We start from the raw sequence: 14,291 nt of genomic DNA, 5'->3' as shown, positions 1-14,291 counted from the left end.
TTTTACAATTTCGTTAACCAAATAAAAATATTAAGTTAACGAAAAGAGGACATTATGAACCGAACGTTGAAAGAATTGATACTTGCTGCGGAATTTGCCGCGATTATTTCTGTCCTTTCTCAGATGACCATTCCTTTTGGTTTGGTTCCTTTGACAGGGCAAACATTTGCTATTGGATTAACAGCAACTTTTCTCGGAAGAAAACTAGGATTGATATCTGTTGCAGTTTATCTTTTACTTGGCTTGATTGGTCTTCCTGTATTTTCAGGGATGACTGGAGGTATAGCTGTTTTATTTGGGCCAACTGGCGGATATTTGATTGGATTTCTCTTACAAACGTGGATAACTGGTTGGATGATCGAAAGAACGGATGCTCATTACTTATATGCAATCTTTGCCAATCTAATGGGCTCTCTTGCTGCATTGATCTGCGGAACGATCTGGCTGAAAATAAGTGGTGATCTTACTTTTACAACTGCATTTGCCAGTGGACTACTGCCGTTTTTACTGCCGGAAGCAATCAAGGCAACTGGAGCAGCTTATATCGGTATCTTGATGAAAAAACGGCTAAATCGATTTCTTCATACAAATTAATCAAAAAAGCAGCATGGAAGAAGAGACTCAAAGTCTCTTCCACGCTGCCATATATTAAATTAAACAGATCTTTATTTTGACAAATCCACTTTTTTACCGATCCAATAAATAATTATCCCACCGATAATCATTGATGCCAATTCTCCTAAAGCAATCACCCACCAATTCAAGAAAAAAGGTAGTTGATATAAAATCGTTAGCTGACCAGCTACTGTAAACATGGAAAAAGCAAATACGCATGCTGTCACAGCCATTTTGATTTTCATGTTTTTGATGCGACTAGTGATTTTATAGTTGGTAAGCAATACAAGCAGCGTGCTGACGCTTCCTACTACAACATCTATCAGTCCAAGAGGAGAAGCAATATTAGCCAAAGCTACTCCCGCTGTTACCGCGACGATGTATCTTTTGTTATACAAGGACAGATAGTTGAACATCTCCGAGAGACGAATCTGAATCATTCCAAAGCTAAAGACAGACAAAACCAGCGTCACTGCCACATATAAACCAGTGACTAGCGCCATCCGAGTCACATCTGTCGTTGTCCAGCGTTTGGCTGAACGGGTATTATTTTTTTCCATGTTCTATTTCTCCTTTGCAAGATAATTTTATCTTGGTAATGACTGCGACCAAAGGATGGGAAGAAAATTCCAACTGAAGTGCCGCAGAAGGTAGTGAAAAAGCTGCCCTGCAACAAGTAATAAGAACAGTCAAATAAAAATAGCTCCTCATATTTTTCATTTGGCTGGACTTGTTACCGCAGTTGCAAGCTTTTGAACACCGTTTATATCAAAAGGTCGTGAAAAGCCGCTTAGTTTCGAATATTAACGATTATTAAAAAGAATTTTTTGAACTGGTTGTTCGGCATCGAATGTCGGGAACAGTCATCGACTTTTTTTATCATCAACCGTTGTTTCTCTCTTTAGTTTTATCATATAGAAGCTTGAAAAAAACACAAGGTTATTTTAACAACCATCCGCCGTCGATTGGGATGATCGTTCCTTGTATGTAGCTTGCTTGAGGAGAGGCAAGAAATAACGTCAGCTCAGCTACTTCTTCCGGCTGTGCCCATCGCTTGACTGGTGTTTCATTTGCCACCCACTCTGCCATCTCACCTTTCCCTTCAAAATCAGCCGCATTCATTGGTGTTTGGATGGCTCCTGGAGCAATTCCTTTTACTCGGATACCCTGTCCTGCGTAATCCAGAGCGAGTTGTTTGGTAAATCCGACAATCGCATGTTTCGCGCTTGTATAAGCGATCCCACCTCCACCAGCAATCAAGCCAGCAATCGAAGTCATATTGATGATCGTTCCGCTTTTTTGGCAGATCATATCAGGAAGGATGATTTTTGTCAGCTGATACATGCTTTTCACATTCGTCTCATAAATCAGATCCCACAGCGATTCGTCAGTTTCCATCAAGGGTTTGTAGGCATCCAATATCCCCGCTGTATTCAGTAAAATCGTAACTTCACCAAAACGATCCTGGCATTTCGATACCGCTTGTTGGAGTTCCTTCATTTGTCGAACATCACCTAGTGCGTAGGCAAAAGTTTCAGGAAACCGCAAAGAAAGTTCTTCCATCTTACCGAACTTTTGATCTAATCCAAATACAAAAGCATCTTGTTCAAGAAACGCTCGGGCTTGCGCAGCACCAATTCCAGAAGCAGCTCCTGTGATAAATACAACCTGTTTAGCTAGATCTGGATACTGATTTTTCATTCTACGATCGCCCAATCATCTGCTAAAATATCACAAACTGTAGGAGCGAAGCTGGAAAAACCTTCGTCACTTGTTTTGATCAATAAGTACGGTGTCACCGGACAGCCATCAAATTCATCATCGGATACGAGAACAACGTAAAGTTCAAATCCACTCCATCCTTTACGAATAATCTTTGCACCTTTTTTCAATTCTGGTAAAATTTCTTCAAATGTCATCTTTTTTCTCCTTCTTTGTTATTGTTTTAATAGTTTTTGTTTTTGAATCATTTCAAATTTTTGAGATAGTTGGATGTAATCAATTAATTTTAGTTCTTCGGTCACAATAAAATAGTCAAGATCCGCCCATGGTTTGCGGTGGACTTTACTTGTCGAAATCAGAAGATCAACTTCTCTCCCCCGATAATCTGTTGGCAGAAAAATCAGCTGATACTCATTACGGAAAAATGTCCGTAACCCCTCCTCTAACAGTTGCTCTTCAAATAATGGGAAATCTGTCATTAAAAGAATCGTGATCTTTGGAAGTTGCGGAGTAAATGCTCCTAATGTTTTAAACACAGTCAGATACCTTCCCATCAAAAAAGCATGATTTTTAAATGCCAGATGATTGGGATGTTTGTGTCTACTTTCAAAAAAATGTACGAGCCATTGTTTCAATTCCTTGTTTTCAATGACTAAATGATTAATAAAATCACTACTATTGCCATCAATCGTTTCTTTCGCATTAGGAAAAAGATAGGCGAAAAAATGACTGCTGAATAAATAGTTTTCTGCCTCGAAGGTTAGATTTTCTGCTGGCAGCCCCTGCTCTTCCTGATAAAGAGAAAGAGCGGCTTTTGCTTCTGAAAGGGCTGTAAAGGGCGGTGTTTTTGCTTGTTGATGAAAATCAAAAATTTTCTTCCGTATCTTAGGATCACTATAATATTCTTCACGAGTCATCAGTACAAGAAATAATGCGCCTAACTCGTCTTCTACTTGAAAATAATTAGGAAATACCGGCTCCATGACTTGGCAAAATCGCTGGAACAACAGATTGTCAGAAATCAGTCGTCTTTTTTTCTCATTCAATACCACATAATGCTTCTGTGATTTTCTTAAAAAAAAGGCACCTAGCATATATTCCAATCGTCTTTTTTTGATCTCGTTCAGACGAACATTAAAAAAAGCCATGATATGTTCTGCCATATTCTTTACGTCCATTTGAGAAATCGTTTCAAATGGCCAGATTTTCCCTCGAAACAACTGCCAGAATGTCATATGCAAGTAAAGTCGAATGATTTCTTCTTCGCCTTGAGCGATATATGTACCTCGTTGCAGCCGAATTCCGTAAGTTTGCAGTTGCTGTTTCCATTCATTGATTTTTCGATGAGCAGTAGATTCACTAATGTAATGCTTTTGCGCAAATTGGTACATTGTATGGAATTCTTCAAAAAAAATGTCGTGCAGCAACTGGAATTTCAGCGTACTTTGCACGAGATAGATCAAAAAACGCTCATGTTCAATTGAATCGAGCGTATCATAAAAGTTATAACCAGAACGGTGATTTTTTGTAAACAAAGGGTGTGTCTTACCGCTAAACTGCTGATAGTTTTTAGACAGCTCGTTCAGGTATTTCGACACGCTGCGGGCATCCAGCTGAACAACTTGCGCTAATTGTGCAGCGGTATGCCAAGCTTGATCCTCAAAACTTTCTAGGAGGAGAATCTTATAATATAGATCTTTATCAAATTGTTTAAGATACTCGGAAGACAAATACACGTCTTTCCCTCCTTTTTTATGCTCGAACGTTTTGGTTATTGTAGCATAAAATAGTGGTTTCCGCATCAAAACAAGCCAGCAAAAGGCTGAAAGAATAACGGTAGCAATAAAACGGTCAATATTCCGTTGACGCATATCGCAAGTCCGGAAATGATTCCTTCTATTTCGCCAATCTCGATTGCTTTTGCTGTACCAATAGCATGAGAAGTACTTCCTAACGCCACACCGCGAGCAACTGGACTTTCGATCTTGAATAGGCGGAAAATATGAGTGGCGATCAGCGAACCAAAAATACCTGTAGAGACAACAATAGCAAGTGTCACGGCATTCACCCCGCCCATCGTATGAGATAAATCGACAGAAATAGCCGTCGTTACAGATTTAGGTAGTAATGAGATCACCATCTCTTTATGAAGAGAGAAGAAATAACCGAACCCTACACTAACCAAGCAATTTGCGACTATTCCTGCTAAAATCGCAGCCATTACAGGATAAAAATTCTCTTTCAGTAAACGGAAGTTTTTATAAAGAGGGATGGCAAGTGCCACTGTCGCAGGAGTAATCAGCATAGTCAAAAAATTGCCCCCGATATTATAGTCTTTATAGCTGATCCCAGAAAAATGCAAAAATAAGATAATAACAACAATCGATAATACGAGAGGATTCAAAACAGGCAGTTTATATTTCCGCAAAAATTTATCAGATAATACATACACTCCTAAAGTCAAACTTAAGCCAAATAGTGGATTCACAAAAAACTCAGTCAATTTGATTTTCCTCCATTTCGTTTACAGATACCCTTCCTGCTTTTCTCTTACGGACATAGCCCAGCAAAGCTTCTACACCTTCTGCCGTTTTTCCCGCTGCAACCATCGTGACGATGGAACACACGACGACTGCTCCCAGTAAAACAGGCCATATCGAAGCAATATCATCAAAATATTCCAATAAACCTACACCAGCAGGAACAAATAAAATAGCTAGATTATTCAATAAAAAATCACCAGTTGCTCCGATTTTTTCAGGATCAACAAGATGCATTTCAAATGCTAAAAATAAAAAAAGAATACCTAAGATACTTCCAGGAATAGGTAAATGAGCAAAAATCCGTATGCCTTCTCCTAATACAGAAAAGAAAATAATAATGAAAAACTCTTGAAAAAATTTCATCAAACAACACTCCTTACGTATAGCTTTCATTTTACTAACAAACCTTTTCTGAAAGTTTCAAAACATGCTGTTTCTAAGATACAATTTTTGAGAAAAAAAAACGTTTTTTTTTTGGTATATTTATAGTTAAGCTTGGTGATTTGTGGAGAACTTTTAAAAAGAGTTGGAGTTTTACTGTTGGTCTGGTTTCTTATAAGTAATGGAATTCATTTTTTTATTCACATTTGTTAAGACTGCAGAAATCCTTCCGACACGAAACACTGCACCGATGCTTTTCGTGTTGATGTTTCTTTTTTTTTTGCATTTTTATAACTTTTGGAGGTATTTATGGATTACTCACTAATGACCCGTCTTGCGGCGGAAATGATTGGTACAGCATTACTAATCGTTCTAGGTAACGGTGCTGTAGCAAACGTAGATTTAAAAGGTACAAAAGGATATGGCAGTGACTGGATGCTGATTGCTGTCGGGTATGGATTCGGGGTTATGATGCCAGCAATGATTTTTGGTGGAATCAGCGGTAACCACATCAACCCAGCATTTACAATTGCTTTAGCATCTAATGGTCTATTCCCTTGGGCTGAAGTTGTTCCTTATATCATTGCACAATTGATTGGTGCAGCGATTGGACAATTGATCGTAGTAGCTTGTTACAAACCTTACTACGACCAAACAGAAGACGTAAACCATGTGTTAGGTACATTCTCAACAATCAACAGCGTTGGTTCTAAATTCAATGGTTTCGTCAATGAATTCTTTGGTTCATTCGTTTTATTCTTTGGTGCCCTAGGTATTACAAAAGCACCATTCTTCCAAGATAATCTTGGTACAGCTCACTTAGCACTCGGTTTCCTTGTATGGACATTAGTTGCTTCACTTGGTGGTCCTACAGGACCTGGACTAAACCCAGCCCGCGACTTTGCTCCACGTCTTGTACACGCAACATAAAGGTTCTTCTCAATGGGGATATGCATGGGTACCAGTTGTAGCACCTATCTGTGCTGGTGTCGTAGCAGTATTCTTATATAAATTATTATTTATGGCTTAATCAAAAGCTAAATAAAAAAACTTGGTACAGCGATTGCGTACCAAGTTTTTTTATTTTTAGAAAAAGCAGTCGGACTTTCTAAAAGAAGTTCACTATTCGATCCTGTCGATGATTTCTTCAGGAAAATCGTCTATTTGCTTGTCAATTTTGCTGTCTTTGTATTTCTCTTCTTGGATAGTCAACAAAATCTTTGTAAGATTCCCCCAGTCTACTGCTCTTGGCGGATCGAGCCAAACCACTACTTGAGATGCACTTTCTTCATATAGATTATTCCTATTCGTGATTATAACATCTGGGAACTCAGGCTTTCCTGCCTCTATCACCTCCGTGTTCAGATTAATGTACAAGCTTAAATTTTTCTTGATAAATTGATTATAGGCAGCACCATAAGAAAAATCGATGATGATCTTTACTGGTTCAGAAATCAGTTGAACGGGTATGTGATTGATCAATAATAATAAATAAATGAAAAAAAGAAAAAATTTATCTTGAAGCAACTCTTTGCGTTTTGACGTTAGATCATTTATATACTCTATCAAATAGCAATAAAATGCTGGATAGTTTTCTCTAAAAAAAGAAACATCAAGTGGAAATTCATCAGCTTTATTAATAGTGTAATGCAAAAGTTTAAAATGTATTTTGGTTAACTCTCTTCGGATCAATTGGCTCGTCTCTTCTCGCAACAGATTAAACTGATTTTCAAAACTTTCAATGAATCGTTCATTCAACCATTCGATTGTTTCATCTTCATTTTTTTTCAAGTATTTTTGATCCAATTTATCATGAAGATAAAGCCAAGAGAGTGTCTTATTGATAAAAATAACGGATTTTTCTCCTAATACTCCTTTTAAGTGGTAAAATCCTATATCCGAAAAAAATAGCGACTGATTGCTAGCAATATCTAAAGAATCAGCTTGTTCAGCCAACAGGTTGATTGCTAAAAAGTGGAATAATTTCTTTTTTTCATAAGCAGACAGAGGATAATACTGTTTTAAATCTTTTAACATTTTTTCTGTTTTTATAATTATAGGTAGCGTATACAATTCCACAAAACTTATCTCTGTTGAGTTAAAAAGATTATATAAAAAAAGCCGAATGTTTTTAGGATTCCCTGTCAACTTTCTCTTTTCAAAAAAAAATTTGATATTTTTTAAGATTTCTTTTTAGTCTTTGTAATACTTTATAAGCCACAGAATAACTCACGTGATGCTGTTTAGCAAAATTTTCTACTGAGATATATTTTTCCTGAAAGAAAGCCAATACCATTTTCATAGATAAAGAATCCGTTATATAACGAGATAACAGAGCTTTGCTAGAACATTTTCCATTAATTTCCAGACATATATCCAATTCACTGACGGTTACTCGCAAATTTTTCTCTAGATCGAACTTTTGTAAATCATGTTTCAGCTTATCGATTGTTTTTTTCAAGAGAAATGTCGATAGCGACAACTCTTCTTGAACATTCGATATTGACTCTGATAAATTTGAGCTTGCTTCTAAATATTTAAGTAATGAATAACTTCTGTGATCTTCTTTGCTTAAAAAAAACTCATAATTCATTAGTCATCAGCTCTTTCTACGTATATTACTTTCCATGCATTCACCAACTAGCTGGGATAAAACTAATTTCCTGGATCCGAGTCACTGTTGTCAGCGATTCTTGTTTGTATAATATACATCGTCCTGTCTTTTTTTTAACATTTTGGAGAGCGTTTTATTTGGCCTTTCTCGCGATCAAACCTGTTATAAGAATTATATCATTTACTAGTATGCATTTTTATTAATAAAATGGTATATTCTATATTATTATAAAAAGAGCCCAACCATCCTACAATAATAAAAATTTACTATTTGTTATCTTAACCTTACTTTTCTTTCTCTTCTTTTTTTCTCAAAACAAACAAAAGTATGCATAATAAAATAAACAATAAGAAAAGTGAAGCTACTAAGATATAAATCCAATTATTATCTTTTTTAATCGTAACGTCCGTCGTGTTCAATTCCTTGGCTACTTTTCCTTCTATTGTAAAATCTTTTTCAAATACCCATTGATTGGTATAGTTGATCGTAGTATTTCCTTTTTTTCTCGAAAATTTTCCATTTTCATTTTCATTTCCTAAAATAGTCATTGTAAGGTGATATTCACCTGGGGTTAGCGGTTGACCATTTAAAGCAGTTGGAAAAGAAAAATTTGTATTCGGAGCAATCTGCAACGCTTCTTTTTCTTCTCGATATAAAACTTTAGAATGTCCTTTTTTTGTAATTTTTGTTTCAATAATTACTTGATTGATGTAAGTTTTTTGATCATTTTGAACGTTTGCTAAGATGACATTTCTTGCATTGATTTGATCTGGTTTAACTTCATGAAGAGTAAGGTTCGGAGCAACTTCGTTCAGTGTCTGTCGCATCAACAAAGCAATAATATAGGTGTATTCATTCTCAATCGATAAGCTTTGATCCTTAGTTTCTGTTTGGTCCTTTTCCGTCTGGATTTCTTGGAATGTGATCCCACCAGCCAATACACCATCAAATCGCTCATTCGGCATCCTGACATGAAAAGCAACAGTTTGGACACTTTTAGGTTTTAGCGTCACTATCTGTGGATAGCTCACATAATCTACCAGATCAAAGATCAGGCTCATGTCTTTTTCAATCTCGTTTTTTCCGTATTCAACCATCACGTTTGAATTGGTGGTTGCGCTATTCACAGAAATATCGATTTTCACTTCTTTTTCTGTATCATTTCTCAATTCCGCTTTTACTTCTACTTCCTGATCCGGATCAAGTTGAAGATCGAAGTAAGTTTTTCTCTTGTCGATTTGATTCTCTGAAGTTATCGGCGTCACTGAAAAATTAAATGCACTAGCTGACACTGATATATTGTTAAAAAGTGCCCCTAAAATAACTAGGAGTGTTATAAATAATTGTTGTTTTGGTCTCAAGAAAATCGCTCCTTTAATCATATGTAAGAGAAGACTATAACAAAATCTTGTCTCTGTGGGACACAAGAGCCTATGGTACCTGTGCCCTTCTTGAAACTCAATAATTTTGTTATATTCTTCTCTTCCTGTTAATTTCCTGGGACATCTGCAAGTATCCAAGATAGTTTCCCCTCAAAGGTTCCGATTCTTTGGTTTTCTACAGGAATATCTATTCTGATTCCACGATGAGCTGTAGAATCTAAAAGAGAGGACAAATCGCTTTCACCCTTTTGATCACTTTCGAAAATCGTAACAGCGGATGTCCCTATAACCGTTGTATTTTCAGAGGTAACAAAGGAAAGAGCTTCTGGAAGCTCAAAATCTCCATTTGTAAGAACTTTCTCTTGTTTCAATTGTAATTTCCAACTTCCAAAAGCCCGTTCATCTATAATTTTCAACCCACCTGAAAACTGTCCGAATTCACTTAATGGTCTACTGGATATTTTATGTTTTCCAAAATTGACATATTGAGGAGCAGTTGAGAGATAAAGTTTGCCTTTTCTGTAATAAAAATAGATATCCTCTGTATTTTCGGAGAAGATGCCTTCTGTATTCGCTGAATCCGAGTCAAAAACATCCCCTTCAATATCAATAGGAGTTTCTTTATACTTCTCTCCTATTTTCCCAGTGATTGTTTTCATTTCAGCAATATCAATCTGACTGTCTTTATCTTTATAATAAACATGGATATCTATCTCCTTCAGCTTTGCGATCTTTAGGTTTATTTCATTCGATTGCTCAATCAAATTCTCGTTTTCAAGGTATTTAAAATGCATAGTGAGTACTTTTTCAGGAATTACTTCCTGCAAAGTTGTCTCCAATTCGATTATTAACGTATCTCCAGCAATAAAATAATCTGTCAGATTTAGCGTGACTCGATTTCCGGTTATCAAGATATCTTTGGCATCAATTTGATTTCCATTGATCAAGATATGCTCGGGAATAGTTAATTCTTGTGGGAGGTCGATACTAGTCTGCATTTTCTTATATTCAAGAAAATCCCCCTCGACCTTCAATGTATTTCTGATAGTTATCTTATCGTTTCCTCCAGCTTCAGCGATGGCCCCATAATCACTATCGTTGACTTTTACATCAGCTGTTGATGTGACATTCGATGGAAGTCGCGTGACAGCGACAGCATTTTCTTGAAAAAAAGTACCTGTTGAAGAAGTAAACCCCCAATTTACTTCTGTAGAACCGAACTGCCTAATGAGATCAGGTATAATCCGAGAAGAGCGACCGACACCTTCCAAATCATAAGTAAGACTTCTTTGCTCCGCGTCCCATTTAATTATTAACAAGCGCCATGTGCCATTAGAAAGAAATGTAGGAGCTACCGTCACGCCAGTATGCTCTCCAGAATAATTATTATTATTTGGTTTAGGCGTGACAAAAGCGACATGTCCATGCCCTCTATTATCAGCAGTTATCTCTCGATCCATTCGATCAGAAGAACCACTATTTTTATACGTATCAAACTCAATCGAGAGCGCATTCGCAATGTAAGGTTGGCCAGAACGAGTAGAATATGAGCCAATTCCCATACCTGGCGATCCAATAACTTGACTGGGATTACTAGCCATTCTAGGATCGCCAGTCAATGTAAAGGTCATGCCATCTCCCGCTCTATCTCGTTGATTTCCTAAGTATAAATAAGATTTAAATGTAAAATCCGAGAGTAAACTAATCTTCTTATTTGACCAAATAGCTCCTCTTTGAGACCTTTCTGCTGGGTTCAACTGCAGTAACTTCCCATTTTCCAATATGGACGTACTAGTACCGATAGGTGTTTGAAAAATTTTATCGATAGAAATAATATTGGGATCGTCAGGCAGCTCAACCGCAGAAATTGGTGCATCTTCCAGTCCTTGTTTGTCCGAACCCTCAGCTTCTACGTTGTCAGTGGTCTCTCCACTACTCGAAATACTTAAATCCTCACTGCTTTCTTGTGTCTGGTTGGATTCTATTAAACTGTCGAATGTCGAAGTGAGTTTGCTTTCTTCGTCTCTTCTATTTCCATGCTCCAACTGATTCAATTCCAAAGAGTACCCTATGATCGGAAAGATATTAGTCACTAAGAGACTGCTTAAAATGAGCACGATCCTCCTCTTTTTCAATATATCTTTTCCTCCTGATCGTTAAATTCCTAGATGAACTATTCGTATCCAAACAAATTTAGCCTAGCCTTTGACAATTTTTGCTCGATTACCTCGCAAGACAATATGACTACGTATTTATTTTTAACAGTTCTTTTCAGTAAACTAGTTGTTAGGTGTATCTTCTAATGTCCAAACTAATTTAGTGGAATATTGTTGCGCTAACTTGACAGATGTACCAGGTACCGAAAGCTGTACCGCATCTTGATTTTCATTTTCATTTGCACCAAATCGATAGACCCAAGTCCCCACACCTGTTCCTGATTTAGCATTAATTGCTAACGTATTGTTTCCTCCCGGTGTCAACGTTAATTCAGAATTCACCGTTTCCGGCGTATATGTTGGATCGACCAAAGAAACAGCCTGCCCTTTCGTAAATTTCAGCTGTGCTCCAACTAGTTCATCCCCACTGGCAGTTTTAAACTGTTCTGGTTGAGAGACACTTAATTTCCACCCAGATAAGGTACCTCTCCTATCTGTCACTTGGACATATGTCGGTTTTCTAGACCCATCGTTCATCACATCAGCAGCTGCATAATACGTTTTATCCGCAGTAGAAATTTTTTGAGTCCCAAATTTGAATTTTGATCCATAATCAATCGATAATGCCCCTCCTGTTCCAGGGCTTGGAGGATCTGATGGATCGACAGGTTTATTGGGATCAGGATTCTCTGGATCAACAGGAGGAGTTACACCCTCATCTCCTGCTTCAAATGTAATCGTTCCTTCTGTGTTATATTCCTTTGGGTATACTTCAGTTGCAGAAACAAAAGTCGTACTTGCTACCATGCTGAATAACATCGTTGTTGCTGTTAATACGATTTCTTTTTTCATTATTGACATTCCTCTTTCTTTATTTACTAAACATATCAGTCGATTGGATTAATCCATAGCAAAATTCTGTTTTACGATACTTATGAAATAAAAGAACATAGACCTATATTTGGTCCTATGTATCGATTAGTTATAAATGATTATCAGCCCGATTTGATTTCTAGTTTTTATTGCAACTTGATGCAAACACAATCTAGAAATACAGCTGTCATAGCCTTTAAAATAATTCGTAAGTCCCCCTCCTATCTATCAAAATGTGACTTGACTGCCTAGACTTCAATCAATATTAATTATAATTAAATAAAAAATGTATATTATATTTTTTTTGTGATTATCGTTCAAAAAAAGAATAAATGCTTGCATCTAGTACTCTGCGAGTTACAAATCATCCGATCAAATAAACATTCGCTGATTATTTTCCACAAAAAAAGCAGCATATCCACGATAAATGGATCTACTGCTCTTACTTATCCTTACGTTTTACAAGGTATTTTCTTTTACACATTACTAATGCTGTCTCAATACGGAACGATTGTCATCGCCTGTTCAAATTCCTCTTGCAAATGTTGTGTTTGATAAGCTTGAAAGGCCGGATGATGGGCACGCAAGAGGACACGTAATTTCATGGGTTCATAGCTATCTAACAGCTGTTCTTTCAAGACAAAATCTCGGGTCAGCTGCCATTCATAATAATAACCAAAAGGTCTGCAGCTGTAAATCGTGTGACCGATGGATTTATCTTCAAAGCGACGATGCGTATGGCCAAAAACTACTTGTTTGATATTTGAATAACGGTCAAGTAATTCTCCGAATGATTCTGATCCTAAAAATGCATTTAATTTGTTCCAACGCTCATAAGGAGCAGATTGATACATGATAAATGCCCGTTTAGGAACGAAATGAGTGGATAAAATCACCTCAAGTTTTTTTGCTTCCAGCTGGTCTAGCAAATTTTTTGCAGCTGCAAGCATTTCTGCATTGACCTCGAGATCTGTTTTCCCACGCTGGATGAACCGATCATACCAATACAAACGCTTCATTCGTACGATTGCCTCGTAATCTTTCAATTCGGAAAACTGATAGTCGTACCAGCCATTCATCCCTAAAAGAACGGTCTGCTCATTTAAAGCAATATACCGTTCATTTAAAAAATGTGGGTCTGGAAAATGGTCCATCATCTGTTCATTGGGCACATCTGCCAACTCGTGATTACCGAAATGAAATGTCGTAGACAATCCTTTATTGGCGAAAAATTCGACAACCGCTAGGCAGCGATCTACTTTATTAGCCGTATCTCCGGCTAGATGAAGCCGAGTGATTTTGTGCTTTTGCAAAACTTGCCAAAGCTGCATTAGCTCTGGTTCGCCGAATTTATTGATGTCCACATGTAGGTCGCTGATGATTGCCAAATTTCCCATTTTATCCCTCTAGTCTTTTCGAACAACTTGCAAGTTGCCTTTTCTCAAGCCGCTTGGTCCTTTTAATTGTAAACTATTATAAGTTGGTTCTAAAGCAAGTGTGGATGGATCATCCATGTAAAGTATTGCACTGTCTTTGATTTTGATTGGTCCAACTGGTGTATCAGCCACTACAGAATAAAGACTTAGATCTGTTTGTGTATCTTTTTTGACAATGATCAATCGAAATGCCGTGTCCAATTGGCAACTGACTTGGCTTTCTGCAAATGGACCGTCACCGTTTTCGATATCTAATAAAAGTTGATCGTCTGCTTCTAATTTATTCTTCAATACTTCTTGTGCTTCTTTTGTCACTTCTAATTTCATCTGTATCACCTCATGTCATAGAATAATCACTTTATTCATCAGATGCAACTAATTTGTCTGGTTCTGACTGTTCTCAATTTATTGGAAAGTAAGTCATTCGTTTATTATGATTTCTCTTATCACAAAAGAGACAACTTTCCCTTTTCTTCGTTCAGTTTCTTGAACGGAAAAAGACCCAAAAAGCAACCTGTTATTTGTTTAACCTTATTCCTTTCTTAAATAACAAAAAATACTATAAAAAA

The 14,291-nt window shown here is 37.0% G+C and carries 14 protein-coding genes and 1 pseudogene; 2 read left to right on the top strand and 13 right to left on the bottom strand.

Annotation, left to right across the window (positions count from 1 at the left end):
- Positions 1 to 54: 54 nt before the first annotated feature.
- On the top strand, positions 55 to 594 hold the full coding sequence (locus tag RG571_RS04770; RefSeq protein WP_002297927.1) for a biotin transporter BioY: 540 nt from the start codon (positions 55 to 57) through the stop codon (positions 592 to 594).
- 71 nt (positions 595 to 665) lie between these two features.
- Here the strand turns inward: RG571_RS04770 and RG571_RS04765 are convergent, their stop codons facing one another.
- The 6 genes from RG571_RS04765 to RG571_RS04740 all read right to left on the bottom strand — a co-directional run bounded on the left by RG571_RS04765 (position 666) and on the right by RG571_RS04740 (position 5,243).
- Positions 666 to 1,175, bottom strand: a complete 510-nt coding sequence (locus RG571_RS04765; protein ID WP_258430391.1) for a QueT transporter family protein — start codon at positions 1,173 to 1,175, stop codon at positions 666 to 668.
- 379 nt (positions 1,176 to 1,554) lie between these two features.
- Positions 1,555 to 2,316, bottom strand: a complete 762-nt coding sequence (locus RG571_RS04760) for a 3-oxoacyl-ACP reductase (protein ID WP_114634886.1) — start codon at positions 2,314 to 2,316, stop codon at positions 1,555 to 1,557.
- A complete protein-coding gene (locus RG571_RS04755) occupies positions 2,313 to 2,534 on the bottom strand; it encodes a DUF2829 domain-containing protein (RefSeq protein ID WP_002290506.1) in 222 nt (73 codons plus the stop codon). The genes RG571_RS04760 and RG571_RS04755 overlap by 4 nt, the downstream gene beginning before the upstream one ends.
- Positions 2,535 to 2,552: 18 nt before the next feature.
- Positions 2,553 to 4,139: a helix-turn-helix domain-containing protein gene (locus RG571_RS04750; protein WP_002321200.1), complete on the bottom strand. Its 1,587-nt coding sequence runs from the start codon at positions 4,137 to 4,139 to the stop codon at positions 2,553 to 2,555.
- Positions 4,139 to 4,840, bottom strand: coding sequence for an LrgB family protein (locus RG571_RS04745; protein WP_002294273.1), 702 nt, complete (start codon positions 4,838 to 4,840; stop codon positions 4,139 to 4,141). Before RG571_RS04745 ends, RG571_RS04750 begins: the two co-directional genes overlap by 1 nt.
- On the bottom strand, positions 4,833 to 5,243 hold the full coding sequence (locus tag RG571_RS04740) for a CidA/LrgA family protein (protein ID WP_114634888.1): 411 nt from the start codon (positions 5,241 to 5,243) through the stop codon (positions 4,833 to 4,835). Before RG571_RS04740 ends, RG571_RS04745 begins: the two co-directional genes overlap by 8 nt.
- Before the next feature lie 327 nt (positions 5,244 to 5,570).
- Between RG571_RS04740 and RG571_RS04735 the strand changes: the two are divergent.
- A pseudogene (locus tag RG571_RS04735) lies at positions 5,571 to 6,291 on the top strand (MIP/aquaporin family protein).
- Positions 6,292 to 6,383: 92 nt separating this feature from the next.
- Here RG571_RS04735 and RG571_RS04730 read toward each other — a convergent pair.
- From RG571_RS04730 to RG571_RS04700, 7 genes are all read right to left on the bottom strand, one after another.
- Positions 6,384 to 7,340 (bottom strand): hypothetical protein, encoded by a 957-nt coding sequence (locus tag RG571_RS04730; protein WP_258430393.1) that lies wholly within the window; start codon positions 7,338 to 7,340, stop codon positions 6,384 to 6,386.
- Positions 7,341 to 7,419: 79 nt separating this feature from the next.
- Positions 7,420 to 7,854, bottom strand: a complete 435-nt coding sequence (locus RG571_RS04725) for a helix-turn-helix domain-containing protein (RefSeq protein ID WP_002304045.1) — start codon at positions 7,852 to 7,854, stop codon at positions 7,420 to 7,422.
- A 305-nt stretch (positions 7,855 to 8,159) separates the two neighbouring features.
- Positions 8,160 to 9,257 carry a DUF916 and DUF3324 domain-containing protein gene (locus tag RG571_RS04720; protein ID WP_114634890.1) on the bottom strand — a complete coding sequence of 366 codons (1,098 nt, stop codon included), beginning with the start codon at positions 9,255 to 9,257 and terminating at the stop codon, positions 8,160 to 8,162.
- 107 nt (positions 9,258 to 9,364) lie between these two features.
- Complete coding sequence (locus RG571_RS04715; RefSeq protein ID WP_258430249.1) at positions 9,365 to 11,392, bottom strand: MucBP domain-containing protein; 2,028 nt, start codon at positions 11,390 to 11,392, stop codon at positions 9,365 to 9,367.
- Between the two features lie 144 nt (positions 11,393 to 11,536).
- Positions 11,537 to 12,265: a WxL domain-containing protein gene (locus RG571_RS04710; RefSeq protein ID WP_114634894.1), complete on the bottom strand. Its 729-nt coding sequence runs from the start codon at positions 12,263 to 12,265 to the stop codon at positions 11,537 to 11,539.
- A gap of 518 nt (positions 12,266 to 12,783) precedes the next feature.
- Positions 12,784 to 13,683, bottom strand: a complete 900-nt coding sequence (locus RG571_RS04705) for a metallophosphoesterase (protein ID WP_002343309.1) — start codon at positions 13,681 to 13,683, stop codon at positions 12,784 to 12,786.
- A gap of 9 nt (positions 13,684 to 13,692) precedes the next feature.
- Complete coding sequence (locus RG571_RS04700; protein WP_002287910.1) at positions 13,693 to 14,049, bottom strand: iron-sulfur cluster biosynthesis family protein; 357 nt, start codon at positions 14,047 to 14,049, stop codon at positions 13,693 to 13,695.
- Positions 14,050 to 14,291: the final 242 nt, after the last annotated feature.

The sequence above is a fragment of the Enterococcus sp. FR204 genome (assembly GCF_031143325.1).
Taxonomy (GTDB): Bacteria; Bacillota; Bacilli; order Lactobacillales; family Enterococcaceae; genus Enterococcus_B; species Enterococcus_B faecium.
This window is presented reverse-complemented; position numbering and strand designations above follow the sequence as displayed.